At 66.8% G+C, this 25,064-nt stretch carries 20 protein-coding genes; 14 read left to right on the top strand and 6 right to left on the bottom strand.

Translation table 11 applies throughout. The features are described from left to right. Positions 1-4: 4 nt before the first annotated feature. Complete coding sequence (locus ACJ7Z0_RS25995; RefSeq protein ID WP_431122480.1) at positions 5-442, bottom strand: Lrp/AsnC family transcriptional regulator; 438 nt, start codon at positions 440-442, stop codon at positions 5-7. Positions 443-564: 122 nt separating this feature from the next. Here ACJ7Z0_RS25995 and ilvB point away from each other — a divergent pair, with 122 nt between their 5' ends. Continuing rightward, the gene (gene ilvB, locus ACJ7Z0_RS26000; protein ID WP_434792140.1) at positions 565-2,367 is read left to right on the top strand and encodes a biosynthetic-type acetolactate synthase large subunit; all 1,803 of its coding nucleotides are present in this window, start codon (positions 565-567) and stop codon (positions 2,365-2,367) included. Between the two features lie 152 nt (positions 2,368-2,519). Here the strand turns inward: ilvB and ACJ7Z0_RS26005 are convergent, their stop codons facing one another. Next, the gene (locus tag ACJ7Z0_RS26005) at positions 2,520-3,353 is read right to left on the bottom strand and encodes an alpha/beta fold hydrolase (protein ID WP_434792141.1); all 834 of its coding nucleotides are present in this window, start codon (positions 3,351-3,353) and stop codon (positions 2,520-2,522) included. Between ACJ7Z0_RS26005 and ACJ7Z0_RS26010 the strand changes: the two genes are divergently transcribed. Then, positions 3,352-3,573, top strand: a complete 222-nt coding sequence (locus ACJ7Z0_RS26010; RefSeq protein WP_434792142.1) for a hypothetical protein — start codon at positions 3,352-3,354, stop codon at positions 3,571-3,573. The genes ACJ7Z0_RS26005 and ACJ7Z0_RS26010 overlap by 2 nt on opposite strands. A gap of 73 nt (positions 3,574-3,646) precedes the next feature. Here the strand turns inward: ACJ7Z0_RS26010 and ACJ7Z0_RS26015 are convergent, their stop codons facing one another. The 3 genes from ACJ7Z0_RS26015 to ACJ7Z0_RS26025 all read right to left on the bottom strand — a co-directional run bounded on the left by ACJ7Z0_RS26015 (position 3,647) and on the right by ACJ7Z0_RS26025 (position 11,913). Next, a complete protein-coding gene (locus ACJ7Z0_RS26015) occupies positions 3,647-4,123 on the bottom strand; it encodes a MarR family winged helix-turn-helix transcriptional regulator (RefSeq protein WP_434792143.1) in 477 nt (158 codons plus the stop codon). 145 nt (positions 4,124-4,268) lie between these two features. Further along, on the bottom strand, positions 4,269-10,004 hold the full coding sequence (locus ACJ7Z0_RS26020) for a beta strand repeat-containing protein (protein WP_434792144.1): 5,736 nt from the start codon (positions 10,002-10,004) through the stop codon (positions 4,269-4,271). Positions 10,005-10,185: 181 nt separating this feature from the next. Then, positions 10,186-11,913: a hypothetical protein gene (locus tag ACJ7Z0_RS26025; RefSeq protein WP_434792145.1), complete on the bottom strand. Its 1,728-nt coding sequence runs from the start codon at positions 11,911-11,913 to the stop codon at positions 10,186-10,188. 183 nt (positions 11,914-12,096) lie between these two features. Between ACJ7Z0_RS26025 and ACJ7Z0_RS26030 the strand changes: the two genes are divergently transcribed. From ACJ7Z0_RS26030 to fae, 7 genes are all read left to right on the top strand, one after another. After that, on the top strand, positions 12,097-13,140 hold the full coding sequence (locus tag ACJ7Z0_RS26030; protein WP_434792146.1) for a beta-ribofuranosylaminobenzene 5'-phosphate synthase family protein: 1,044 nt from the start codon (positions 12,097-12,099) through the stop codon (positions 13,138-13,140). Between the two features lie 49 nt (positions 13,141-13,189). Further along, positions 13,190-14,107: an NAD(P)-dependent methylenetetrahydromethanopterin dehydrogenase gene (locus tag ACJ7Z0_RS26035; RefSeq protein WP_434792147.1), complete on the top strand. Its 918-nt coding sequence runs from the start codon at positions 13,190-13,192 to the stop codon at positions 14,105-14,107. A 14-nt stretch (positions 14,108-14,121) separates the two neighbouring features. Next, positions 14,122-15,276 (top strand): ATP-grasp domain-containing protein, encoded by a 1,155-nt coding sequence (locus tag ACJ7Z0_RS26040; RefSeq protein WP_434792148.1) that lies wholly within the window; start codon positions 14,122-14,124, stop codon positions 15,274-15,276. Beyond that, a complete protein-coding gene (gene mch, locus ACJ7Z0_RS26045) occupies positions 15,273-16,280 on the top strand; it encodes a methenyltetrahydromethanopterin cyclohydrolase (RefSeq protein ID WP_434792149.1) in 1,008 nt (335 codons plus the stop codon). The genes ACJ7Z0_RS26040 and mch overlap by 4 nt, the downstream gene beginning before the upstream one ends. Positions 16,281-16,296: 16 nt before the next feature. Further along, a complete protein-coding gene (locus ACJ7Z0_RS26050; RefSeq protein ID WP_434792732.1) occupies positions 16,297-17,247 on the top strand; it encodes an ATP-grasp domain-containing protein in 951 nt (316 codons plus the stop codon). Continuing rightward, positions 17,247-18,185: a triphosphoribosyl-dephospho-CoA synthase gene (locus tag ACJ7Z0_RS26055; RefSeq protein ID WP_434792150.1), complete on the top strand. Its 939-nt coding sequence runs from the start codon at positions 17,247-17,249 to the stop codon at positions 18,183-18,185. The genes ACJ7Z0_RS26050 and ACJ7Z0_RS26055 overlap by 1 nt, the downstream gene beginning before the upstream one ends. 83 nt (positions 18,186-18,268) lie before the next feature. Continuing rightward, a complete protein-coding gene (gene fae / locus ACJ7Z0_RS26060; protein ID WP_055796023.1) occupies positions 18,269-18,781 on the top strand; it encodes a formaldehyde-activating enzyme in 513 nt (170 codons plus the stop codon). A gap of 80 nt (positions 18,782-18,861) precedes the next feature. On the opposite strand, the gene ACJ7Z0_RS26065 is transcribed toward fae, so the two are convergent. Beyond that, entirely contained in the window at positions 18,862-19,293 is a 432-nt protein-coding gene (locus ACJ7Z0_RS26065; RefSeq protein WP_434792733.1) for a dihydroneopterin aldolase, read from the bottom strand. Between the two features lie 303 nt (positions 19,294-19,596). Between ACJ7Z0_RS26065 and ACJ7Z0_RS26070 the strand changes: the two genes are divergently transcribed. From ACJ7Z0_RS26070 to ACJ7Z0_RS26090, 5 genes are read left to right on the top strand one after another with little or no spacing between them, the layout of a single operon-like run. Beyond that, on the top strand, positions 19,597-21,642 hold the full coding sequence (locus ACJ7Z0_RS26070; protein ID WP_434792151.1) for a sigma-54-dependent Fis family transcriptional regulator: 2,046 nt from the start codon (positions 19,597-19,599) through the stop codon (positions 21,640-21,642). 19 nt (positions 21,643-21,661) lie between these two features. Continuing rightward, entirely contained in the window at positions 21,662-22,321 is a 660-nt protein-coding gene (locus ACJ7Z0_RS26075) for a flavoprotein (protein ID WP_434792152.1), read from the top strand. Beyond that, positions 22,300-23,781 (top strand): DUF6513 domain-containing protein, encoded by a 1,482-nt coding sequence (locus ACJ7Z0_RS26080; protein WP_434792153.1) that lies wholly within the window; start codon positions 22,300-22,302, stop codon positions 23,779-23,781. The genes ACJ7Z0_RS26075 and ACJ7Z0_RS26080 overlap by 22 nt, the downstream gene beginning before the upstream one ends. Beyond that, complete coding sequence (locus ACJ7Z0_RS26085) at positions 23,778-24,359, top strand: DUF447 domain-containing protein (protein ID WP_434792154.1); 582 nt, start codon at positions 23,778-23,780, stop codon at positions 24,357-24,359. Before ACJ7Z0_RS26080 ends, ACJ7Z0_RS26085 begins: the two co-directional genes overlap by 4 nt. Continuing rightward, a complete protein-coding gene (locus tag ACJ7Z0_RS26090; protein ID WP_434792155.1) occupies positions 24,356-25,060 on the top strand; it encodes a (5-formylfuran-3-yl)methyl phosphate synthase in 705 nt (234 codons plus the stop codon). The genes ACJ7Z0_RS26085 and ACJ7Z0_RS26090 overlap by 4 nt, the downstream gene beginning before the upstream one ends. The last annotated feature ends 4 nt before the right edge of the window (positions 25,061-25,064 follow it).

A 25,064-nucleotide genomic window follows, 5' to 3' on the forward strand; every position in this document is an offset into this window, starting at 1 on the left:
CCCGTCAAATGACGGGCGCGCTGGTCTCCTTCAGCACGCGCAGCACGAAGTGCGACTTGCTGTGGCGGATGCCCGGAATCTTGTAGAGCTTTTCGCGCAGCAGCCGCTCGTAGTCGCGCGTGTCGCGCACCGCGATGCGGATGTAGTAGTCGTAGTCGCCCGACACGAGATACGCCTCCTGGATCTCCGGAATGGTCGCAAGCACGCGGCCGAAGTCGTACAGCGTTTCGTCGGTGTGGCTTTCGAGCGTGACCTGCACGATGACCGAATCGTGATAGCCGAGCTTGGCCGGATCGACGTCGATGGTGTAGCGCTTGATCACGCCCTGGGCTTCGAGCTTCTTGATGCGCGTCCAGCAACTGGTGGGCGACAGGCCGACCTCGTTGCCGATCTCCTGCAGGGTCTTGCGCGAGTCGAGCAGCAGCACCCGCAGGATCGCCATGTCGATCTTGTCGAAAGATCCTTCTTCATTTGCTGGAATTTTTCGAAGAGTTTTCATGAAATAGGCCGAGAGAGCCAAAAGAAAGAAGCAAATTCTGCATCAAAACCGGAAGAATCGACGGCATGCGACTGCTCGACCTTCCTCCCCTCCTTCCCGCTTCTTCCCCATCCCCCCAGCCGGGAGTCGCCGCGGCTGCGGCCCGTCCCCGCAACGGGGCCGAGGCCCTGCTCGACACGCTGGTCGAATGCGGCGTCGACACTCTTTTTGGCTACCCGGGCGGTGCCGCGCTGCCGCTTTATGACGCGCTCCACGGCGAGCCGCGGCTGCGCCATGTGCTGGTCCGGCACGAGCAGGCCGCGGTGCATGCCGCCGAAGGCTATGCGCGCACCACGGGGCGCGTGGGCGTGGTGCTCGTCACGTCGGGGCCGGGCGTGGGCAACACCATCAGCGGGCTGCTCGACGCGATCAGCGATTCGGTGCCGCTCTTGTGCATCAGCGGGCAGGTCGCGACCGGGGTGATCGGCACACAGGCCTTCCAGGAGAGCGACGCGCTCGGCATGTCTCGCCCGGTGACCAAGTGGAACCAGCAGGTGCGCGCGGCCGACGACATGCCGCAGCTGGTGCGCCGCGCGCTGGAGATTGCCGCCTCGGGGCGGCCGGGGCCGGTGCTGCTCGACGTGCCCAAGGATGTCCAGCTCATGCGCCTGGGCCATGGTGCCGCGGCCAAGCCGCTGCGCGCGCTGCGCACGGGCAGGGCCGCGCTGCCGCCGCGGGCCATGCTGCAGCGCGCGGCCGATCTGATATCGACGGCGCGCCGGCCGGTGCTCTACGGTGGCGGCGGGCTGATCAACTCGGGGCCGGCCGCGTGCGAGGCCTTCGCGCAGCTGGTGCACCGCCTGCATGCGCCGTGCACGCTCACGCTGATGGGGCTCGGCGCCTTTCCTGCGTCGGACCCGAAGTTCATCGGCATGCTGGGCATGCACGGCATGCTCGAAGCCAACCTGGCCATGCACGAGGCCGACCTGGTGGTGTGCGTCGGCGCGCGCTTCGACGACCGCGTGACCGGCAAGCTCGACGAGTTCTGCCCGCATGCGCGCAAGATCCACATCGACATCGATCCGGGCAGCATCAACAAGGTGGTGAAGGTCGACGTGCCGATGGTCGGCGACTGCGGCGCCATCGTCCAAGGCTTGCTCGCGCTGCTGCCCGCGGATGCGTTGGCGCCCGAACGGCTTGCGCCCTGGTGGCAGCGCATCGAACGCTGGCGCGCGGAAGATTGCCTCGGCTTCACGCCGCGCGCTGATGCCATCCTGCCGCAGCAGCTGATGTCGTCGCTGCAGCGCGCCATTGCCGGGCGCGACGCCATCGTGTCGACCGACGTGGGCCAGCACCAGATGTGGGCCGCGCAATACCTGCGCTTCGATCGGCCGCGGCGCTGGCTCACTTCGGGCGGTGCCGGCACCATGGGCTACGGATTGCCGGCCGCCATTGGCGCGCAGGTTGCGCACCCCGGCGCGCTCACGGTGTGCGTGAGCGGCGACGCCTCGGTGCTCATGAACATCCAGGAGCTCTCGACGGCCGTGCAGCACCGCACGCCGGTGAAGCTGGTGCTGTGCAACAACGGCTACATGGGCATGGTGCGCCAGTGGCAGGAGCTCAACCACGGCAACCGGCTGAGCCACAGCTGGAACGAGGCGCTGCCCGATTTCGTGGCGCTGGCCAAGGCCTTCGGCTGGGGTGCGCGGCGCGTTTGTGATCCGGCTGAGCTGGAGGCGGCGCTTGCCGAATGCCTTGCCAGCGAGGGGCCGTTCTTCCTCGACGTGCAGGTTGCAGCGCAGGAGAACTGCTTTCCGATGATGCCGGCAGGGTGTGGGCACCACCGGGTGATGCTTTCGAAGGACCGGTGGTACGAAGAAGAGCCTTGAGGGTTTGACTTTCTCCCGGTTTGACTCCCTCTCCCTCTGGGAGAGGGCAGGGGTGAGGGCATGTGCCTGTGAGAAGGCGCGGCCGTTTCATTGAGGCCGATGCCCTCATCCCAACCCCTCTCCCAGAGGGAGAGGGGGCAAGAGCGGAACGCTCAGGACTTGATGAACGCCAGCAGGTCGGCGTTGAACTTGTCCTTGTGCGTGTCGGTCAGGCCGTGCGGGGCGCCCGGATAGACGATGAGCTTGTTGTTCTTCACCAGCTTGGCCGAGGCCAGGCCCGAGGCGCCGATCGGCACGATCTGGTCGTCGTCGCCGTGGACGATGAGCGTCGGCACGTCGAACTTCTTCAGGTCTTCGGTGAAGTCGGTTTCCGAGAACGCCTTGATCGAGTCATAGGTGTTCTTGTGGCCGGCCATCATGCCCTGCGCCCACCACGCGTCGATCAGCCCTTGCGAGACCTTGGCGCCCGGGCGGTTGAAGCCGAAGAACGGACCCGTGGGCAAGTCCTTGTAGAACTGCGAACGGTTGGCCAGCTGCGCCGCGCGCAGGCCGTCGAACACCTCCATTGGCAGGCCACCGGGGTTGGCGGCGGTCTTCAGCATTTGCGGCGGCACGGCCGAGATCAGCGCGGCCTTGGCCACGCGCTTGGTGCCGTGGCGGCCGATGTAGCGCGCCACCTCGCCGCCGCCGGTCGAGAAGCCCACCAGGATGGCGTTCTTCAGGTCCAGCGTTTCGATCACCGTGGCCAGGTCGTCGGCGTAGGTGTTCATGTCGTTGCCGTTCCAGGGCTGGCTGGAGCGGCCGTGGCCGCGGCGGTCGTGCGCCACGGCGCGATAGCCCTGCGAGGCAAGGAACAGCATCTGCGATTCCCAGCTGTCGGAATTGAGCGGCCAGCCGTGGCTGAACACGACGGGTTGGCCGGTGCTGGGGCCCCAGTCCTTGAAGTAGAGCTGGGTGCCGTCTTTGGTGACGATGGTGTTGCTCATGACTTGCTTTCCTTTTGAAGATGCAGGAACCGCACCGGCTTTCGGCGCGGCGGTTGAAGCGGCGGATGCCGCTTTGGAGAAGCCGGTCGCCACGAGGGCCCCGGCTGCAACGGAAACGCCGCCGGCCAGCAGGCTGCGGCGGGTCGGGGTGGCGGTGAAATTCTTGCTGTTCGTGGACATGGTGCGTTCCTTTTTTGACGTCGTGGTTAATGCAGGTTAAAACTATCGTTCGTATTAATATCGCGTGCGATATAAATGAGAAAGAAAAGCAGGAAGGCGGATGCGGCGTGCCATCACGCGTTCCTGTCGAGGTTGGAACGCAGCGTTTTCAACTGCGTACGCAGCTTGACGATGTCCTTGGGCGGCAGCTCCATGGCCGCGGCGAGGCATGACGGAAGCGCCTTGGCCTTGCCGCGAAGTGCACGGCCTTCGGCGGTGAGCGACACGATCACCTGCCGTTCGTCCGTTGCCGACCGCACGCGCTGGATGAGGCCGCGCGCTTCGAGTCGCTTGAGGAGGGGCGTGAGGGTGGTCGTTTCGAGCGCGAGCCGTGCGCAGATCTCGGATACGTTGACGCCGTCCTGCTCCCACAGCACGAGCATGACAAGGTATTGCAGGTACGTCAGGTCCAGGTCGCGCAGCAGGCCGCGGTACACCTTGTTGAGGCTCAGCATCGTCGAATAGAGCGCGAAGCAGAGCTGCTCGTCCAGCGCCAGCGAGTCGCCTGGGGGGGCGTCGGCGGCTTGGGTGGAGGGGTGCTTGGCAGGCATGGGCCGAATGATATATCGCATGCGATCTAATTGCAAGCGATAGGCCGGCGGATGCCTTCAATGAGTAGCTCCTGCATTTGTGCGCCTGAGGCCCAGGCCAAAAAAAAGGGCAGCATTGCTGCTGCCCCCCTTGCCGAAGAGCTCGCTACGCGATGGCCTCCGTTTGCTGGGTGGTGCCGATCAGGTTGGCCACGCCATCGATCTCCAGGTGGACATCGAAGTCGAAGTTCGCAAAGTCGGCATCGCCGTCGATCAACTGGCCTGCAAAGTTCAGGTCCACGTCCGAGTTGATGGTCGTTTCTGTGACCACATCGATCTTTATGATCTTGAACACATCGTTGTCCGACGTATCGGCATAGTTATTTCCAGCCGCGGTCAGGTTCACCGCGTTGTGGGTACTCAGGCTCACGCCCGTGCCGGTGAGGTCTTCGGTGCTGCTCAGGATCTGCACGCCCGCGATCTGGAAGTTGGCGCTGTCGTAGTCGTCCTCTCCGATGCTGACGATCTTCGTGCCTCCTGCGGCCGATTGATAGTCCGTCGCGGAGTTGGCGATCAACAGCCGGGTCGTGGTGGTGTTGGTCGATGCATTGAACAACTTCAGAAGGATCGCCACGTCTTCGCCGTCCGTGATCTGATCGATCGTGATGTTAATCGCGTCGGCGTAGGCCTTGTCCGTACCGACAATGGCAGCGCTGGGCCGTTGGGGCGGACTCGTGAGGTTGGGGTTGCTCACTGGATTCGACCTGTAGAAGTCGAAGTTCAGCAGCTCGCCAGCCTGCACGGTGTCGGAGTTCACGCCGAGGGTGTCGGTTGCGACGTTGACAAAGCCCGCACTTGCGCTGTTGAAGGTTTCGCCGGCAACAAACGCGTGATTCCCGCCCGCCACCAGGTCGCTGGAGTCACTCGGCGGCGTGGCAGCCCTGGCGGACAGCACGCCGAAGAAGTCGCTGCTGTACTGCTGGACCACGATCTCCGGCGAGTTGTTGCCTTCCGTGTCGTAGTTGAAGGAAGCCAGCGGCGAACTCGTGGAGAACGTCGTTTGTCCACCGATGAGCTGATTCAGATCGAAGGTGAAAGTACCGTCCGTCTTGTTGAAGACGACCGTGCCTGTTGCCGCCTGCGTCGTCGTCGAGGTTGGCCCCGGGTAGTAGTTGAAGCTGAAGTTGTAGGTGACCGTGGTGGCATCTTCGGCAAAGTGAGTGACGGCAGCATCGGTGATGGGCCGGCCGCCGCCGGTCGTTCCGGTCAGGCTGTTCAGCACGATGCCGTCGGTCGACGCGTTGTCCACATCGTCGGCGCCCACGAAGAAGTTGTAGGTTCCCGCAATGGGCAGGCCGTCGTTCGCTCCGGTGAGATCGGAGATGGCGGTCACCGTCGGGCCGTCGTCGTCGAACCGGATGTTGGCGCCGATGTTGAGCACCTTCGAATCGCTGGCGGTGTCGCCATCCCCATCGGTGACCGTTACGGAATTGGTCAAGGTGATCAGCGTGTCGGCCAGAGTGGCTTCCTGGTCCGCGTAGTTCGACCCCACACCTGGCAGCGCGTGATCAATCTCGGCGAACTGCTGCAGCGTGACCGAGCCAGCCGCGCTGACTGCGACGTCGAAGATGGTGTTGCCCGCCGTGATGCCAGCCTCAGTGGCCGAAGTCGACCCGATGACCTTGCCGGCCACCAGGTACAGCCGGATGGTGGCGCCATCGCTCTTGAGCCCGGAATCGCCACCCTGCGTGGCCACGCCGAGCGCGAAGCTCGAGACGGTGGTGCCCGGCCCGTCGGCGCCGTAGCTGCTCGACGCCACGCTGAAGGCGGTCGAGAAGTCCTCGGTGTCCGAGTCGGTGGCCGCGCCGATGGTGTCGGCGTCCTGCGTGTTGAGCACCGCCGTGTCGATGGGCGCTGCCAGCACGACGGACGGACCGTCGTCATCGAACCGGATGTTGGCACCGATGTTGAGCACCTCGGAATCGGTGGCCGTATCGCCGTCCCCATCAGTAACCGTCACCGTGTTGGTCAGGGTGATCAAGGTGTCGGCCAGCGAGGCCTCCTGGGCCGCGTAGTTGGACGAGTCACCCGGCAGTGCGTGATCGATCTCGGCGAACTGCTGCAGCGTCACCGAGCCGGTGGCACTGACCGCGACGTCGAAGATGGTGTTGCCTGCCGTGATGCCGGCTTCGGTGGCCGAAGTCGACCCGATGACCGTTCCAGCCACCACGTACAGGTAAATGGTGGCGCCGTCGCTCTTGAGCCCGGAGTCACCGCCCTGCGTGGCCACGCCGAGCGCGAAGCTCGATGTGGTGGTGCCCGGCCCGTCGGCGCCGTAGCTGGTCGACGCCACGCTGAAGGCGGTCGCGAAGTTCGTGGTGGCGGAGTCGGTATTGGCGCCGATGGTGTCGGCGTCCTGCGTGTTGAGCACCGCCGTGTCGATGGGCGCAGCCAGCACGACGGACGGACCGTCGTCGTCGAACTTGATGTTGGCACCGATGTTGAGCACCTCGGAATCAGTGGCCGTATCGCCGTCCCCGTCGGTGACCGTCACGGTATTGGTCAGGGTGATCAAGGTGTCGGCCAGCGAGGCCTCCTGGGCCGCGTAGTTGGACGAGTCACCCGGCAGTGCGTGATCGATCTCGGCGAACTGCTGCAGCGTCACCGAACCGGTGGCGCTGACCGCGACGTCGAAGATGGTGTTGCCTGCCGTGATGCCGGCTTCGGTGGCCGAAGTCGACCCGATGACCGTTCCGGCCACCAGGTAAAGGTAGATGGTCGCGCCATCGCTCTTGAGCCCCGAGTCGCCGCCTTGCGTGGCCACGCCGAGTGCGAAGCTCGACGTGGTGGTGCCCGGCCCGTCGGCGCCGTAGCTGCTCGACGCCACGCTGAAGGCGGTCGAGAAGTCCTGCGTGTCGGAGTCGGTGGCTGCGCCGATGGTGTCAGCGTCCTGCGTGTTGAGCACCGCCGTGTCGATGGGCGCTGCCAGCACGACGGACGGACCGTCGTCGTCGAACTTGATGTTGGCACCGATGTTGAGCACCTCGGAGTCGGTCGCCGTGTCGCCATCGCCATCGGTGACCGTCACCGTGTTGGTGAGCGTGATCAGCGTGTCGGCCAGCGAGGCCTCCTGGGCCGCGTAGTTGGACGAATCACCTGGCAGCGCGTGATCGATCTCGGCGAACTGCTGCAGCGTCACCGTACCGGTGGCACTGACCGCGACGTCGAAGATGGTGTTGCCCGCTGTGATGGCACCCACGGTGGCGGCCGTCGATCCAACGACCTTGCCGCTCACGAGGTACAGGTAGATGGTGGCGCCATCGCTCTTGAGCCCCGAGTCGCCACCCTGCGTGGCCACGCCGAGCGCGAAGCTCGAGACGGTGGTGCCCGGCCCGTCGGCGCCGTAGCTGCTCGACGCCACGCTGAAGGCGGTCGAGAAGTCCTGCGTGTCGGAGTCGGTGGCCGCGCCAATGGTGTCGGCATCCTGCGTGTTGAGCAGCACCGTGTCGGTAGGCGCTGCCAGCACGACGGACGGACCGTCGTCATCGAAGCGGATGTTGGCGCCGATGTTGAGCACCTCGGAATCGGTGGCCGTATCGCCGTCCCCATCAGTAACCGTCACGGTATTGGTCAGGGTGATCAAGGTGTCGGCCAGCGTGGCCTCCTGGTCCGCATAGTTGGACGAATCACCCGGCAGCGCGTGATCGATCTCGGCGAACTGCTGCAGCGTCACCGAACCGGTGGCACTGACCGTCACGTCGAAGATGGTGTTGCCCGCCGTGATGCCGGCCTCGGTGGCCGAAGTCGACCCGATGACCGTTCCAGCCACCACGTACAGGTAGATGGTCGCGCCGTCGCTCTTGAGCCCGGAATCCCCGCCCTGCGTGGCCACGCCGAGCGCGAAGCTCGATGTGGTGGTGCCCGGCCCGTCGGCGCCGTAGCTGGTCGACGCCACGCCAAAGGCCGTCGCAAAGCTCTGCGTGTCGGAGTCGGTGGCCGCGCCGATGGTGTCGGCATCCTGCGTGTTGAGCAGCACCGTGTCGGTAGGCGCTGCCAGCACGACGGACGGACCGTCGTCGTCGAACCGGATGTTGGCACCGATGTTGAGCACCTCGGAATCAGTGGCCGTATCGCCGTCCCCGTCGGTGACCGTCACGGTATTGGTCAGGGTGATCAAGGTGTCGGCCAGCGAGGCTTCCTGGGCCGCGTAGTTGGACGAATCACCCGGCAGTGCGTGATCGATCTCGGCGAACTGCTGCAGCGTCACCGAACCGGTGGCGCTGACCGAGACGTCGAAGATGGTGTTGCCCGCCGTGATGCCGGCCTCGGTGGCCGACGTCGACCCGATGACCGTTCCAGCCACCACGTACAGGTAGATGGTCGCGCCGTCGCTCTTGAGCCCGGAATCCCCGCCCTGCGTGGCCACGCCGAGCGCGAAGCTCGATGTGGTGGTGCCCGGCCCGTCGGCGCCGTAGCTGGTCGACGCCACGCCAAAGGCCGTCGCAAAGCTCTGCGTGTCGGAGTCGGTGGCCGCGCCAATGGTGTCAGCATCCTGCGTGTTGAGCAGCACCGTGTCGGTGGGCGCCGCAAGCGAGGCGGACGGGCCGTCGTCCTCGAAGATCATCATTGAGCCGATTTCTCCCGTCGACTGCACGGTCCGGGGCAGACTGAATCCACCGATGTCGAAACTGGCGTTGAAATCGTTGTCGGTCGAGCCGACGTTTTCAATCAATACGCGGTTGTGGTCGCCACTCGTCTGGTATTCGATCACATAGCCGGCCTTGACTCCGCTGATCACGGCGGTGTCGCCGCTGAGATCAATGGACAGGCCCGTTACCAGGTTTCCGGCCGAATCACGAACGACGACCGAGCTGATATTGACGGCCGTATTATTTTGAAGGTTGTCCACATAATTGTCGCCAGTCGCCAGCACCGTCGTATAGGCACTGATCTTGAGCGTGGCCGCTTTATTGGGCTGCAATTGCGCGACCGTGAAAGCTGCCGAAGTGGTGCCGATAAGCCCGGTGAAATCGATGTTCGATTCTTCGTCGGCCTCGTTCTGATCGAGATTGGGAACCGTGTTGTCGGTGTTGGCGCCACTCACGAAAGTGAAATACATCCCTTCGGCACCGTTCTTGCCGTCGGGGGGATCAATCATCTGGTTGTTGGTGCCCAGGCTCGTGAACCCGCCGCCCTGACTGGAATTGACCGTGTCTCCGTCGTTGAATTTGGCGCCCGTCGATTCATTTGCCGGATTCTTGCCAGTCGCAACGATGGCGGCGCTTGCATCACCGAACATCGCGAACAGATTCTGGCCTGAGGGAACATTGGCAAAAGAAAACGCGTTATCCGAAGTGACCGAGACAAATATCTTGTCCGCGAGATTGACCGCGTCGTCCGGGTTCGAAGCATCCGGATGCGATATCGCTTCATATTGAACCGTCCAGAGCTTGGCGCCCGACACCGGGGTTCCCGTTTCCTCCAGGTAGGCCGCAAACACGACGACATTGAGGGCCGTCTTTCCGTAGACGATGTTGTTGTTGGTTGTGTCGGTATAAAGAAAGATATCTTCGCCGTCGGTGGTATTGAGGCCGCTGTCGACACCATTGAGCAAAGCGCCGTTGCTGTCCGTGAATGCAAGATCGGCGACCGTGCCGGATACGCTGAATGTGAATGCGTTGGTGCCGGTGTTGGTACCGTCATAGCCGCTCAACGCGGCATTGATGGCGGTTCCCACGCTCTGGGCCGCCAGGCGGCCGCTGAAGGCCGTCGGTAGCGAGCTTGCGGAAATATCGTTGTCGTTACTGTCGCCGGCAACGGCGGGAGTAGCGGCAAGGTTCTGCAAATTGGCGGATTCGTCCAGAGTGACGACTGAGCCGGCCGTTATATTTAGCGCGGTCATAAAAACACTCCTTTACTGAAAAAAATACTCCAATGGAAATAGCAATTTCGAGGATGGCGCTGGCGATCATTCAGGTTCGTGTATCCAGCGGGATATCGATGCTGAACCGCCGGCCTGCACCTTGTCCATAGGCCGAAAGTTGTCACCCAAAGGGTGACGCGCAGTGCCGGTGGCGCGTGAGTCAGGAGTGCCCGTCCACCCGCATCTGGAAGAGAAAGTAGGGCGGTATGCAGGCCCCGCGGCCTTCGGGTTGGCCTTCGGCCTGGGCACAGATGAAGTCGTCGCGGCAAGGCTGCTGTGCCGAGCAGCTGCGCAGGTTGCCGGGCCGCGTGTGCTTGCCCAGGCATTCGCCAAAGGGCTTGTTCGCCGCCAGGCATTGGTTGAAGTCGCTGAGGATTGCGATGCCGCCGCAGGTGCCGTTCTTGTCGAGCGGATCGCAAGGGCCCGAGCACATGCCGCCGGGAAAGCCGACCGAGGTTTTCTCGCACACGGAGAGCGCACCTTCGCAGGCAACGCGCGGAAATTTCTCGGCGCGGTCGAGCCAGGGGTTGGCGGATTGCGTGATGCGGGTGGGCTCGCAGCTCGCGCCAACCGTGGCTTTCTCGGGCGCGGTGTTCGCGTCGTCCGCTTCGGCGAGCGGCCGGAACGGATCGGGCCGCGGCGTCGAGAGCGCGGCATGCACATAGCGGCCGCGCCGCGCCAGCTCGTCCTTAAGGTGCGGTGAGTGCGGCAGCGCCAGCGCATTGCCCGCCGTAAAGGTGCGCGATGCGCCGCGCCGGTCGACACCCAGCAGGTGAAAGCCCGCGACCGCGCGGCTCTGATGGCAGCCTGCGCAGCTCAGATCGTCGAGGCGGCGCAGCATCGCTTGCGGCGACTGCAGCGTGCGGCTGCCGGGCACGGCCTGCCATTCGCCGGCCGAAAAAATCTGGGCGAACGGACGGTTGGCCAGCCGTTCGAGGCCCCGCGGCGCCACCGAGATGGCTTCGGTCGCAAGGAACTTCTCGGGGAGCTGCAGCGTGGCTTCGTCCAGCGCGCGCAGGTTGGCAGGCTGCCGCAACCACTGCTGCAGTTCCTTGCGCAGCGGGGCATTGGCCTTGAGCTTCGCGACGTCGGGCGTGTTCTCGAGCGGTGCCACGTCGAAGCGTTGCATGCCGGCATTCCAGCGAAAGGCGCGCAGCATGTACTCTGCATGGCCGCCGAGGTCGGGACGCACGGCCGAGGGCCAGCGCACGCTTTGCAGGTTGGTGGTGATCTGCGCGATGCGTGCGGGCGCAAGACGCTGCGGCGCCAGCGGGCCGTCGGGCGACACCAGCCAGCGGCCGAGCGCCTCGTCCGCCATCGAAGGCCGTGGCGGCTGCCAGCGCCGCGCGGTGCTCGCGCAACTGCCGTCGGCGTCCGGCGCATCGCCGCGCAGTTCGACATTGACCGTCATCGGCAGGCGCGACTGCATCGCGGGCGTGCGATAGGCGAGCCGGTAAACCAACCGGGTCTCGCCGCAGGCGCCGCTCTGGAACGGCCGGCGGTCCATGCGGTTGGTAACGCCCACCAGCTCGAAGAAGGCATCCGGGCTCGCAAGCCAGCGCGCATCGAACAGCCGGTGCGGATAGCGCGAGATGCCGACACCGGCCTGCCGGTCGCCGCGCTGGATGCGCGCGATACTTTCGGCGAGCGGACGTGCGATGGATTGCCACGCCGGCGAGCGCATCAGCGCCTGGTTGGCCGTGGTGCCATCGGGCGAAGCGGGTGCTTCGCCGAACCAGTGGGTAAAGCTGGCGCCGGATTTTTCGGCAGCCTGCAAGGCGGCTGGCGAGGTGACGAGAAGCAGCGGCTCGGTTGCGTGCGCCATGGGCGCGGCGAAGGCGAGGGCCGACGCGAGAAATGCAGGCAGGCTGTGCTTCAGGAGCGGCATGCGCGCGATTGTGCCCGCGCCGCCCGGGCCCGGACGTACGGCGTGACACAGTGTCCCGCTCCTGGGACATCGCCCGCCTTCTCCACGCGCGAAGCCGCGGTGCGCCCCTGTGGAGGCCCGCACGGAACGGCCCTTGCTATGACAAGCGGGTCCATGACTTCGCCGCGCCGTCCACCAACGCCCATGAACTCCGCCGATCTCGCCTTCGCCCCCCGGCACGACCTGGGTATCCGCACGGTGAGCGTGAGTGCCCCCGGGCGCCTGCACCTGGGTTTTCTCGATCCCTCCGGCTCGCTCGGGCGCGCCTTCGGCAGCCTGGGGGTGGTGATCGACGGTTTCACGACCGAGCTCGAGCTTTCGGCTTCATCGTCGGACCACCTGGCGGCCGACACGCCAGCCGCCGAAGCGGAGCTGGCACGCGCCGCCGCGCATCTCTCGCTGCTCCGGCAGCGCAGCGGCTGCCATGCGCCGCTGTCGTTGCGGCTGTGCCAGGTGCTGCCACCGCATGCGGGCTTCGGTTCGGGCACGCAGCTCGCCTCGGCCATCGGGCGCGCCTTTGCCGAATGGCACGGCCTGGACGTGGGCACCGCGACGCTGGCGCACTGGCTCGGCCGCGGCCTGCGCTCGGGCATCGGCATTGCGGGCTTCGACACCGGCGGCCTGCTGCTCGATGGCGGCCCCGGCGCCGATGGCCTGCCGGCGCCGCTGCTCTCGCGCATTCCGTTTCCGGATGAATGGCGCATCGTCGTGGTTCAGGATCCGGTGCACCGGGGCCTGTCGGGCGGGGCCGAAAAAAATGCCATTGCGGCCTTGCCGCCGCTGCCGCAGCCGGTGGCCGCCGACATCTGCCACCAGGTCCTGATGCGCGTGCTGCCCGGTGCGGCCAGCGAGGAGTTCGCGCCGTTTGCCGCCGGCATCAACCGCATGCAGCAATTGCTCGGCGAGCACTTCGCGCCGGCGCAGGGCGGTGTCTTCACCAGCCTGGCCGTCGCGCGGCTGATGCAATGGTTTGCCGATGCGAGCCGCGCCAACGGGGCGGCCATCGGGCAAAGCTCCTGGGGCCCCACCGGCTTCGCGATCGTGTCTTCGGAAACCCGGGCTCAGTTGCTCGTCGACGCCGCGCGGGCCGGCGGGCACGTCGACCCGCAGCTCGAGATCCGCATCGTCACCGGCCGCAACCGCGGTGCCGTGGTGCGCGACCGCAGCGCGGCGGCACGCATGCGCTGAAGTTGCCCATCAACTTTTTTCCATCTATTCCCAACGCAGGCTCTCTCTCATGGAACGTCCCCGCATCCTCCACATGTTCACCCCCGGCCCGCAGATGAGTCCATTCGACATCAACATGGCGGCGGACGCGGGCTACCAGATCATCGTGCCGTACTGCGGCGTGGCACTCGACCGCATCACCGGGCTCACGCAGGACACCATCTTCTCGCGCGGGCCCAAGGGCGTTGCGCGCACCGGCATCTTCATCGGCGGGCGCGATGCACAGCTGGCCGCCGACATGCTCGAGCGCGCAAGAACCTCGATGGTCAAGCCCTTCGTCGTCTCGCTGATGGCCGACCCGAGCGGTGCCTACACCACGGCCGCGGCCATGGTCGCATGCGTGGAGGCGGCGTTGAAGCGCAACCATGGCCACGGCCTGGAGGGCCAGCGTGTGGTGATCCTCGGCGGCACGGGTCCGGTGGGCCGCGTGGCCGGCGTGATCGCGGCAGAGGCCGGGGCGGACGTTTATTTGTCGAGCCGCAACGGCATCGACGCGGCGCAGGAAGCCGCCGACGAAACCGGGCAGCGCTTCGGCGTGAGCCTGCACGGCCTCTCGGGCGGCGACCCCGATGCGGTGCGCCGCTCCATCGCCGATGCCGACGTGTTGCTGGCCTGCGCGGCCGCGGGCGTGCAGGTGGTGTCCGCAGAAGCGCTCGGCGCCGCGACGCGCCTCAAGGTGGCGGCCGACGTGAACGCCGTGCCGCCCGAAGGCATTGCCGGCGTGGGCGTGATGGACGACGCCAAGCCGCTGGCCGGCACGCAGGCCGTGGGCATCGGTGCGCTGGCCGTGGGCAACGTCAAGTACCAGACGCAGCATCGCCTGCTGGTGCAGATGTGCGAGGCCGAGAAGGCACAGGTGCTGAGCTTTGCCGAAGCCTTTGCCGTGGCACGCGCCTTCCTGGTCGAGCAGGCCGCGAAGACGGCTTGAAGCGCCTCCGCCCCATGCCGACGATTGCCGTTGCCGCCATCTCCGCGCGCGCCATGGCCCAGGCGGCGGCCAGCGATGGCTTCAAGGTGGTCGCGCTCGACCTCTTCGGCGACATCGACACGTGCCGCGCCGCGTCGCGCTGGCTGCCCATCGGCACGCCGGGCAGCTTGCAGATCGATGCCGCCAGCGTGATGGCGGCATTGCGCACGCTGGCAGAAGAGGGCGTGGACGGCGAGCCGGTGCTGGGCTGGATCGCGGGCAGCGGCTTCGAAGGCGAGCCCGACTTGCTCGAAGAGGGCGCGGCCGTGCTGCCGCTGATCGGAATCGCGCCCGCCGCCGTGCGCCGCTTGCGCGACCCGGCGGCATTCTTCGGCTTTCTTTCGGCGCGTGTCCTGCCGTTTCCGCAGGTTTTGCTGCAGCCGCCCGAGGACCCCTCGGGATGGTTGATGAAAGACGCGCATGGCTGCGGCGGCTGGCACGTGCGCCATGCGCCCTGGTCGATGGATGAGCCGCCTTCGTCGCACCACTACTTCCAGCGCGAGATGCCGGGGCTGCCGATGTCGGCCACCTTCATCGCCAATGGCCGGGACGTGCATGTGCTCGGCTTCAACGAGCAGAGCGTGCGCAGCTTCGGCACGCGGCCCTACGTGTTCTGCGGCGCCATCGGGCCGGTGCCTTTGGCGGACGACCTCGCGAGCCGAGTGACCGACATTGCGCGCGCATTGACCGTCGAGTTCGAGCTGCGCGGCCTGTGCAGCCTCGACTTCATGCGCGACGGCGACGCCATCGGCGTGCTCGAGATCAACCCCCGTCCGCCGGCCAGCATGAGCCTCTACCGTTGGCCCGACGGCTCGCCGGGCGTGATGCAGGCGCATGTGCGTGCCTGCCTGCAGGGCGAGCTTCCGCCGTCAACGGTTTCTTCGCCTGCGCAAGACATCGAAGGCATCGAGATCGTGTTCGCACGGCAACCCGTCGAACTCGATGCGGCCGCGGCAGAGCGGCTCGCCGCATGGCCCGGCCTCTGCGACGTGCCGGCCCCGGGCCAGCGTTTCGACATCGACGACCCCGTGTGCACCCTGACCGCGAGCGGCACCAGCGCACAGCAGGTGCGCGCCCGCTTGAACGAAGGCCGCGAACGGCTGCTGCAATCATTGGAGACCCACGCATGAGCAACACATCCTCGCCCACGGCCGCCGCGGGCCTGAGCGTCAACCTGCTGGCCCGTCCGCTGGTCGAGCGCCTGCTGGCCGACGCCGATGTGCTCGGGCTGCGCGTGCGCCGTGACGACACCGGCGTGCATATCGTCGATGCCGGCATCGAGGCAGCGGGCAGCGTGGCGGCGGGGCTGCGCGTGGGCGAGATCTGCATGGGCGGGCTCGGACACGTGAACCTGCGCAGCGGCGCCGGCACGGAGGTTTGGCCCACGTGGCTCGACGTGCGCAGCTCGCAGCCGGTGCTGGCGTGCCTGGGCAGCCAGTACGCGGGCTGGAGCCTCGCGGCATCCAAGGAAGAGACGGGCGGCAAGAAATTCTTTTCGCTCGGCTCCGGTCCGGCACGCGCACTGGCGGTGAAGGAAAAACTCTTTGCCGAACTGGACTACCGCGACCACGCGCCATGCGGCGTGCTGGTGCTCGAGGTCGACCGGGCCCCGCCCAAGGTCGTGATCGACAAGCTGCTGCGCGACTGCGGCCTGGCCCCCGAGGCGCTGACGCTGATCCTCACGCCCACCACCAGCCTGGCGGGCACCACCCAGGTGGTGGCGCGCGTGCTCGAAGTGGCACTGCACAAGGCGCACGAACTGGGCTTTGCGCTGGCCAACATCGTCGATGGCGCGGGCACCGCGCCGCTGCCGTCGCCAAGTGCCGATGGCGTCGAGGCCATGGGCCGCACCAACGACGCCATCTTGTACGGCGGCCGCGTGCACCTGACGGTTCGGGGCGACGACGATGCGGCGCGCGAGCTGGCCCGTGCATTGCCGTCGCGCAATTCACGCGATCACGGCCGCTCCTTCGCCCACATCTTCAAGGAGGTCGAATACGACTTCTACAAGATCGACGGCGCGCTGTTCGCACCGGCCGAGGTGTGGGTCAGCAACATCGACAGCGGCAACACCTGGCACGGCGGTGCGCCCGACATGGGGCTGCTGCAGCGGCTCTGGCTGCAGGAAGCATGAAGGCAATCCCATGACCATGCGTATCGTCATCATGACGGACGAGATCGGCTGGCACACCCGCCAGCTGCAGGCTGCGCTGCGCGCACGCGGCGCGGTGGGGCGCTGCGTCGATCTGGCCGACTGCAACATCGACACCACCGCGGCCTGGCATGGCCTGGTCATTCCCGGCTATGGCCGCGAACTGCCCGACGCGGTGCTGGTGCGCGGCATTGCGGGCGGCAGCTTCGAGCAGGTCACCAAGCGCCTCGGCGTGCTGCATGCGCTGCGCGAACTGGGGGTGCCGGTCTACAACGATGCGCGCGCCATCGAGCGCACGGTCGACAAGTCGATGACCAGCCTGCTGCTGCATGCCGCGCGCATTCCGGCACCGGCCACCTGGGCCACCGAATCGGCGGCCCAGGCGCGGCGCATCGCCATGCGCGAGGTGGCCGCGGGGCATGCGCTGGTGCTCAAGCCTTTGTTCGGCTCCCAGGGCAAGAACCTCCGGCTCGTGGGCGAGGTCGACGGTGTGCACCATCCCATGCCCGACATCGATGCCGGCTATGCGGGCCTCGCCTACCTGCAGCGCTTCGTTCCACCGATGGCCTCGCCCGGCTTCGACTGGCGCGTGATGGTGGTGGGCGGGCGTGCCATCACCGCCATGCGGCGCGTCAGCACGCACTGGGTCCACAACGTGGCGCAGGGCGCGCGCTGTGAGCCGGCCGAGCTGGAGCCGGCGCTCGCGCACATGGCCGAAGGCGCGGCGCGCGCGCTGGACATGGACTACGCGGGCGTGGACCTCATCGCCGCGGCCAGCGGACCGAAGATCCAGGTGCTGGAGGTCAACGGCGTGGCCGCGTGGCAAGGGCTGCAGCGCGTCACGGGTTTCAACATCGCGCGCGCGCTCGTCGATGACCTGCTCGACCGCAAGATGGCGCAGGTCCAGCGCCGCGTGCAGGAGAGCGTGGCTCCGGAGCGCCGCGCCTGATGGCCATGCGCCAAGCGGCCACCGAGCGTGCCCGGGCCTGTTTCCTTCGGGCCTGCTGGCTCGACGTGGCCGTGCGCAAGCCGGGCAACGTGAGCCTGGCCTCGCCCGGCCATGGCATGCAGGCTTCGATGTTCATCGCCAGCGCGCGCGCCGCGGCCGGTGCGCTGTTCGAGCCCGGCTTGCGCGTGGGGGAGCGCATCGAGGCCGCGGTGGAGGCCACCTGGGCGGTGGCCGGGTGCAACACCAACCTCGGCATCCTGCTGCTGTGCGCGCCGATTGCGCTGGCCGTGGAACGGCAGCCCGGCGCCGCGACGCCCGCGGCCTTGCGCGCCGCCATCGAAGGGGTGCTGGCCACGCTCGACATCGACGACGCCAGCGCGGCCTACCGCGCCATTGCACGCGCGCATCCGGGAGGCCTTGGAAGCGCGGCGGAGCAGGACGTGCACGACGCTCCCACCATCGACCTGCGCGCCGCCATGGCGCTGGCCGCGGACCGCGATCTCATCGCACGCCAGTACCGCGACGGCTTCGCGGATCTGTTCGCGCTGGCGTTCCAGGCGCCGGCCTGCCAGCCCGGTTGCGGGGCGGTCCTGGCCGATGCCGACATGCCGCCGGATGCGGCCACTGTGGCTTCTGTCCAACGGCTTTACCTGGCTTACCTCGGCGCCTTTCCCGATTCACACATTGTTCGAAAACACGGCGAGCGCGTGGCACAGACTGTCATGACGGCGGCGCAGGCCTGGCGTGAGCGCGCCGGCGCGGGCGCTGTGCTCGATGCTGATCCTGCCTTTGCCGAGTGGGACCTTTCGCTAAAGGCTGAGGGCGTCAACCCCGGGACGAGCGCCGATTTCACCGTGGCGGCGCTGCTGCTTTCGGGCTGGATCCAGTCGTGCGCGGCACCCGCGCGCGATGCCGCGAACGCATGGCACGGATCGTGATACCCATGGCATTGCGCTGGTCTTCCTGACCGGTGTCGTAATGACCCTAATCACCTTGGACCTCTGAGAGGAGACTCGAAACCATGGCAAAAATCGATCGACTGATGGTGGGCGAATCGCTCGTTGGCGACGGCAATGAAGTAGCCCATATCGACCTGATCATCGGGCCGCGCGGCAGCGCTGCCGAGACCGCCTTCGCCAACGCGTTGACGAACAACAAGGACGGCTTCACTTCGCTGCTCGCAGTCGTGGCGCCCAACCTGCTGACCAAACCGGCCACCGTGATGTTCAACAAGGTGACCATCAAGGGCGCCAAGCAGGCGGTGCAGATGTTCGGCCCGGCGCAGCGCGGCGTGGCGCTGGCGGTGGCCGACAGCGTGGAGGATGGCACCATCCCCATGGCGGAGGCGGACAACCTGTTCATCTGCGTCGGCGTGTTCATCCACTGGCTTGCCGACGACGACAAGAAGATCCAGGACTACAACTACCAGGCCACCCGCGAGTCCATCCAGCGTGCAGTGGCCGGTTTGCCGACCGCCGCCGAGGTGGTCGACAAGAAGGGCACGACGGCGCATCCGTTCGCTGCCCACCTCTGAAGCGCACAAACAAAAACCGACGCGTGAACCGCGTCGGTTTTTTTCCATGTGCCGCCGCAAGAAGCGGCGGAGGGCGCTATTCAGTGCTTGGCGGGCACCATGCCGCTCGCGAGAAAGTTCAGCACCGTGGCACCGGGCGCCGACTTGGAAGCGCGGTGCGTGGGCGCATGGCGTTCGATCTGCACGCCCACGGCCTGCACGTCGTCGAACTTGCGTGGCTTCACCACCTTCACGCGGACCCAGCTGGCACCGAACTCGTCGATGAGGATGTCGGCGATGGCTTCGGCAAAGGCCTCGAGCAGTTGCAGCCGGTGCTCGGCCATGAGCCGCACCAGCCGCTCGCGCACCACGCCGTAGTCGATCGTGTCGCCGATGCGATCGGTGTCGCAGGCGCGCGCACGCGGCACGCCGGCATGCACGTCGATCATCAGTGGTTGCGGATGATGCAGTTCCGAATCGTGGATGCCGATCACCGTCTGGCCGCTGAAGCCTTCGATGAAGATCAGGTCCATGGGCGCGGGCGCCTCGGCCGCGCCCACCGCGCCGGAGGCATGCGAGACATTCGAAGCAAAGGGACCGGTGGAAGGACGCGGGCTGGTGTTCAAGTGGTGTCTCCAGTGATTCGAATGTGTTTGAAAGTGTGTCTTGCGGCCGATAGTCAGCCAACGACAGGATTCATCAACGCAAAATGCAGGCCAGAGATCGGACCCGCCGCGGGGCTGCGAGTGCTTGGTGTTTCACCGGGTGCGCAGTAACTCAGCAGGCACAACAATGGGCCGACCAAGGAGACATATGGAACGCGCCGGAGAACTCCAATGACATTGACGCTGCGACAAGGCGACAGGCACGCTGACCGTGTGCTCGACGTGGTGAGGCGAGGGTTTCACGAAGAAGGCAACGACCTGGTCACGCGCTCGTGGAGCCGTTGCCTCAATCAATACCAGCTCGACCCGGGCCGCCCGCGCGAACCCGTGATCATCGCGTCGTCTGCCTTGCAGAGCCGGCGCAACCAGCATGCCGACGTGATCGAGTGCGCGCGCTACGAGATGACCACGCTCTACCAGCAGCTCGCGGATGCGGAATCCGCCGTGGTGCTGACCGATACCGATGGCGTCATCGTGCACATGGTGTCCTCGCCCGAGTTCGCGGCCGAGGCGGAGCCCATGGGCCTGCGCGCCGGCGGCATGTGGGGCGAGGCCGAGGCCGGCACCAACGGCATGGGCACCTGCCTTGCTGCCGCACACCCGATCTCCGTGCGGCGCGAAGAGCATTTCTTCAGCCACTTCACGCAGCTCACCTGTTCGGCGGTGCCGGTGTTCGATCCGTCCGGCGAGATCATTGCCGTGCTCGACGTGACCAGCCGCTCCAGCCTGATGCAGCAGCACGTGCTGGTGCTGCTCGGCATGACGGCGCGCATGATCGAAAACCGGCTCATCGACAAGCGCTTTTCGAATGCGCATCCGCTGCACTTCCACAGCCGGCCGGAGTTCGTCTACACGCTGCACGAAGGCAAGCTCGCGGTCGGCGACGACGGGCGCATTCTCGCGGCCAACCGCAGCGCGCTGTTCCAGCTCGGCCTGCAATCGATGGACGAGATCCGCACGCAACGCATCGACGATCTGTTCCAGACCTCGCTCGAAGACATCGTGCAGCGCAGCCTTTCTTCTTCATTCCATCCGGTGGTGGCCTACCGGGCCAACGCGGCGCTGCGCTTCTTCGCGGTGGCCAGGCGGCCGGCATCCGATGCGGCCACGCCTTCGCGTGTGCGCGGCGCGGGCGCAGGGACGGCACCCGTCATCGCAGAGACGGGCGCCGAGGCTTTCCGCGCGCCGCTGCGGCCATCGGCCACGCGTGCGCCTGGCATTCGCACCTTCAAGGATGCGCGCCTGGTTGCGCACCTGGACACCGCGCGCCGCGTGGTTGCGCGCCGCACGCCCGTGCTGCTGTGCGGCGAAACGGGCTCGGGCAAGGAAGTGTTCGCGCGCGCCATCCACGAGACCAGCCCGCATGCCGAAGGCGCCTTCGTCGCCGTCAATTGCGCGAGCCTGCCCGAGACGCTGATCGAATCCGAACTCTTCGGCTACAAGGCCGGTGCCTTCACGGGCGCGCAGCGCAGCGGCCGGCGCGGCAAGATCCTGCAAGCCGATGGCGGTACGCTGTTTCTCGATGAAATTGCCGACATGCCGCTGGAGCTGCAGGCCCGCCTGCTGCGCGTGCTCGACGAGCGCCAGGTCACGCCGCTCGGCACCGAGGAAACCCACCCGGTGGATTTCCAGCTCGTGAGCGCAAGCCATCAACACCTGCCGAGCCTGGTGCGCGAAGGCCGCTTCCGCGAGGACCTCTATTACCGGCTCGCCGGCATCGAGCTCGACCTGCCGCCGCTGCGCGACCGCACAGACAAGCGCGAACTGATCCACGACGTGCTGAAGGACGAGGGCGGCAGCGACAGCCGACTCGGCGAAGATGCCGAGCGCGTGCTCATGGCCTATCCGTGGCCCGGCAACCTGCGGCAGCTGCGTCACGTGCTGCGCAGCGCCGCCGCGCTGGCCGACGGCAAGACCATCACGCGCGAGCACCTGCCGTCGCTGGCCGCAAGGGTGGTGCCTTCGCCCGTATCGGCCTATTCCGCGCTGCCTGCCGCATCCGAACCCACGGAAGTTTCAGCGGACGCCGCGCCCTCCGATGCGGCACCCGCCGTCAAACTCAACCCGATCCAGGCCAACGAGCGGCAAGTGCTGTTGCAGATGCTCGAGCAGCATCGTTGGAACGTGAGCAACGTCGCCAAGGCGCTCGATGTCAGCCGCAACACCTTGTACCGAAAACTCCACAAGCTTCACATCGAAATCTCTCCACCCGATTGAGCCGGCAGGCTCGCTGGACATGACGACGAATGGGGAGCCACCGGCCACGGGCAACAAGATCGATCCACGCGGCGCGGCGCTGGTGGCCGAAGACGGAGAGCCGCCGCTGCCGGCCTCGCCGCCGCGCTCGCGCATCGCCTGGTGCATCACGGGTTCCGGCCACTTTCTCGAGGAGTCGCTGGCGCTCGCCTCGCGGCTGCCCTCGGTAGACCTGTTTCTCTCGGCCGCCGCCGAGGAAGTGCTGCCCATCTACAAGCTGCACATCGAAGCATTGAAGGCGCGCTTTCGCGTCTTTCGCGACAAGACCGCGAGCGGCGTGCCGGTGGGCATGCTCTACGACGACATCTATCACACGGTGGTGGTGGCGCCGGCCACCAGCAACACGGTGGCCAAGTGCGCTTTCGGCATCAGCGACAGCCTGCCGACCAACATGTTCGCCCAGGCCGGCAAGCTCGGAATTCCTGGCATCGTGTTTGCATGCGATACGGAACCGGTGGTGGTGACCAAGTCGCCGCATGACTGGGTAACGCTGCGTCCGCGGCGCATCGAACTGGACAACGTGGAGCGGCTGCGCGGCATCGACTTCTGCCAGGTGGTCGCGTCGCCGGCCGAACTCGAAGCCGTGCTCGATGCACGCATGAAGGAACTCTCTCTCGCATGGAACACATCGTCTTCCTGACCGGGCGCCTCGCCCAAGCCAGCCTCACGCGGGTGCTGGCGGGCATCGAGGCGGCACCGTTCACGTGGGAAGTGCGGGAGATCGGTTTGCAGGTGGCCGCGTTGATGACGGCCGACATGATCCGCCGCCGCGTCGCGGCTCCGGTGTGCACCGAGGGTGAAGGCGAGGGCGCCGCGCCGCGCCGCGCCGACCGCATCATGGTGCCGGGCCGCTGCCGCGGCGACGTCGAGGCCTTGAGCCTTCACTTCGGCGTTCCGGTGGAGCGCGGCCCGCAAGAGCTGAAAGACCTGCCGCGCCACTTCAACCGCACCGCGCGCGCAGTCGACCTGAACGAGTACGAGGTCGCGATCTTTGCCGAGATCGTCGATGCGCCGCGGCTCTCGGTGCCGCAGATCGTCGAGCGTGCGCGGCAGCTGGCGGCCGACGGTGCCAACGTCATCGACCTGGGCTGCCTGCCCGAGACGCGCTTCGACCACCTGGCCGACAGCGTGCGGGCGCTGAAAGCCGAAGGCTTTCAGGTGAGCGTCGATTCGAGCGAGGCGCAAGAGCTTTTGACCGGCGGCAAGGCCGGTGCCGACTACCTGCTGAGCCTCACGCTCGACACCCTGTGGATCGCCGACGAAGTCGAGGCCACGCCGGTGCTGATTCCGCGCGTTCCGGCCGACGAAGAATCGCTGTACCAGGCGGTGGCGCAGATGCAGCAGCGTGGCCGCGCCTTCCTGGCCGATTCGATCCTCGACCCGATCCCGTTCGGCCTGACGGCGTCGATCGTGCGCTATCACCGGCTGCGCGAGCGCTTCCCCGATGCGCCGATCATGCTCGGCGTGGGCAACCTCACGGAGCTGACGGAGGCCGACACCAGCGGCATCAACGCGGTGCTGTTCGGCATTGCCGCCGAGCTGAACGTGGCGGCCGTGCTGACCACGCAGGTGAGCCAGCATGCGCGCCGCGCGGTGAGCGAGGCCGACTGGGCGCGCCGCATCATGCATGCCGCGGTCCGGCACGGCACCTTGCCCAAGGGCATGAGCGACGCGCTGATGACGGTGCATGCCAAGCATCCGTTCCCCGACACGCCCGAAGAGATCGGCGAGATCGCCTCGCAGGTGCGCGACCCGAACTTCCGCGTGCAGATATCGCCGCTGGGTCTGCACGTGTACAACCGCGACGGCCTGCGGCTGGGGCAGGGCGCCTTCGAGCTCTGGCCGCAGCTCAAGCTGCAGGACGATGCCGACCATGCGTTCTACATGGGCGTGGAACTCGCGCGCGCCGAGATCGCCTGGCAGCTCGGCAAGCGCTATGTGCAGGACCAGCCGCTCGACTGGGGCTGCGCCGCGCCGCGGCCCACCGAAGACCTTGCGCGCTGGTGCGCACCGGGAACCACCATGAAGACATCGAAGAAGAACAACGCCGCAGCCGAACCCGGGGCCGTGGGCACCACCACCGCGCCAACACCCTCATGAACGACCAGATCTTCGAAGCCGTGGTCACCACCGTGGCCCCCGGCGGCCAACCGCACGTGGCGCCGATGGGCATCCGCTACCAGGAGGGTGGCATCCTGCTGATGCCGTTCAAGCCCTCGACCACGCACGACAACATCGTGGCCACCGGCCATGCGGTGCTCAACATCGTCTGCGACACCCGCGTGTTCGCCGGCTGCGTGACCGGCCGCAAGGCCTGGCCTACGCTCCCGGCCGAACGCATCGAAGGCGTGCGCCTGGCCGCCGCGCTGCGCCACGTCGAATTGAAGCTGGCCGAGCAGCGAGACGACGCGCAGCGCCCGGTGCTGCGCATGCTGGCCGTGCACGAGGCCACGCATGCGCCCTTCATCGGCTTCAACCGCGCGCAGGCCGCGGTGATCGAAGGCGCGGTGCTGGTCAGCCGCCTTCACATGCTGCCCCCAGAGAAAGTGGAAACCGAAATGACCTACCTGCAGATTGCGATCGACAAGACCGCCGGACCCGAAGAGCGCGAGGCCTGGGAGTGGCTCTGCGCCGCGGTCGCGCAGCACCGCACGGGCATGCCGGAGCGCGCATCATGACGCGCATGCTGGTGAGCGTTCGCAGCGTGGAAGAAGCCTTGCTCGCGGCCCGCGGCGGGGCCGACTTCATCGACCTGAAGGAGCCCAGCGACGGCGCGCTGGGCGGCTTGCCTGTGGCGACCATCGGCGCCATCGTGGGTGCACTGCGCGCGCATGGCATCGGCCTGCCCGTGAGCGCAACCATCGGCGATCTGCCCATGCATGCGCTGGACCGCATCCGCGCGCAAGTGGACGCGGTGGGCGCTTGCGGTGTCGACTACGTGAAGGTCGGCATAGAGCGTGGCCTTGAGGCCTTCGCGGTGCTCGATGCATTGGCAGCCTGCGAGTGGCCGGTGGTGCCGGTCTTCATTGCCGACAAAGGGCTCGACGCCGCGCTCATCGCGCACGCTTGTGCGCTCGATTTTCCGGGGATCATGGTCGACACCGCCGACAAGCTGGCCGGCAGCCTGTTCGATGCGGTGCCCATGGCGGACCTGCGCGCCTTCGTGGCAAAGGTGCGCGCATCGGGCCGCATGGCCGGTGCGGCGGGTGCGCTGCGTGTGGCGCACATTCCCTTGCTGCAGGCGCTGGCGCCCGACTTCGCGGGATTCCGCAGCGCGGTTTGCGTGGCCGACCGCAAAACGGCGCTCTGCCCCGAGCGGCTCGCGGCGCTGGCCGCGTTGCTGCATGGCGAAGCGGTCGTGGAAGCGGCGGCGGCTTGAGCTT

It is taken from the genome of Variovorax palleresanus, from assembly GCF_051144945.1.
GTDB classification, from domain to species: domain Bacteria; phylum Pseudomonadota; class Gammaproteobacteria; order Burkholderiales; family Burkholderiaceae_C; genus Variovorax; species Variovorax paradoxus_S.

Excerpts from the sequence above, each read along its gene's own strand:
- ACJ7Z0_RS26080 (WP_434792153.1), top strand. The coding sequence starts at position 22,300 with ATGGAACACATCGTCTTCCTGACCGGGCGCCTCGCCCAAGCCAGCCTC.
- ACJ7Z0_RS26015 (WP_434792143.1), bottom strand. The coding sequence starts at position 4,123 with ATGCCTGCCAAGCACCCCTCCACCCAAGCCGCCGACGCCCCCCCAGGC.
- ACJ7Z0_RS26025 (WP_434792145.1), bottom strand. The coding sequence starts at position 11,913 with ATGCCGCTCCTGAAGCACAGCCTGCCTGCATTTCTCGCGTCGGCCCTC.
- mch (WP_434792149.1), top strand. The coding sequence starts at position 15,273 with ATGAGCAACACATCCTCGCCCACGGCCGCCGCGGGCCTGAGCGTCAAC.
- ACJ7Z0_RS26020 (WP_434792144.1), bottom strand. The coding sequence starts at position 10,004 with ATGACCGCGCTAAATATAACGGCCGGCTCAGTCGTCACTCTGGACGAA.
- ACJ7Z0_RS26010 (WP_434792142.1), top strand. The coding sequence starts at position 3,352 with ATGACTTGCTTTCCTTTTGAAGATGCAGGAACCGCACCGGCTTTCGGC.
- ACJ7Z0_RS26085 (WP_434792154.1), top strand. The coding sequence starts at position 23,778 with ATGAACGACCAGATCTTCGAAGCCGTGGTCACCACCGTGGCCCCCGGC.
- ilvB (WP_434792140.1), top strand. The coding sequence starts at position 565 with ATGCGACTGCTCGACCTTCCTCCCCTCCTTCCCGCTTCTTCCCCATCC.
- ACJ7Z0_RS26065 (WP_434792733.1), bottom strand. The coding sequence starts at position 19,293 with ATGGACCTGATCTTCATCGAAGGCTTCAGCGGCCAGACGGTGATCGGC.
- ACJ7Z0_RS26030 (WP_434792146.1), top strand. The coding sequence starts at position 12,097 with ATGAACTCCGCCGATCTCGCCTTCGCCCCCCGGCACGACCTGGGTATC.
- ACJ7Z0_RS25995 (WP_431122480.1), bottom strand. The coding sequence starts at position 442 with ATGGCGATCCTGCGGGTGCTGCTGCTCGACTCGCGCAAGACCCTGCAG.
- ACJ7Z0_RS26050 (WP_434792732.1), top strand. The coding sequence starts at position 16,297 with ATGCGTATCGTCATCATGACGGACGAGATCGGCTGGCACACCCGCCAG.
- ACJ7Z0_RS26005 (WP_434792141.1), bottom strand. The coding sequence starts at position 3,353 with ATGAGCAACACCATCGTCACCAAAGACGGCACCCAGCTCTACTTCAAG.
- fae (WP_055796023.1), top strand. The coding sequence starts at position 18,269 with ATGGCAAAAATCGATCGACTGATGGTGGGCGAATCGCTCGTTGGCGAC.
- ACJ7Z0_RS26040 (WP_434792148.1), top strand. The coding sequence starts at position 14,122 with ATGCCGACGATTGCCGTTGCCGCCATCTCCGCGCGCGCCATGGCCCAG.
- ACJ7Z0_RS26075 (WP_434792152.1), top strand. The coding sequence starts at position 21,662 with ATGACGACGAATGGGGAGCCACCGGCCACGGGCAACAAGATCGATCCA.
- ACJ7Z0_RS26070 (WP_434792151.1), top strand. The coding sequence starts at position 19,597 with ATGACATTGACGCTGCGACAAGGCGACAGGCACGCTGACCGTGTGCTC.
- ACJ7Z0_RS26035 (WP_434792147.1), top strand. The coding sequence starts at position 13,190 with ATGGAACGTCCCCGCATCCTCCACATGTTCACCCCCGGCCCGCAGATG.
- ACJ7Z0_RS26055 (WP_434792150.1), top strand. The coding sequence starts at position 17,247 with ATGGCCATGCGCCAAGCGGCCACCGAGCGTGCCCGGGCCTGTTTCCTT.
- ACJ7Z0_RS26090 (WP_434792155.1), top strand. The coding sequence starts at position 24,356 with ATGACGCGCATGCTGGTGAGCGTTCGCAGCGTGGAAGAAGCCTTGCTC.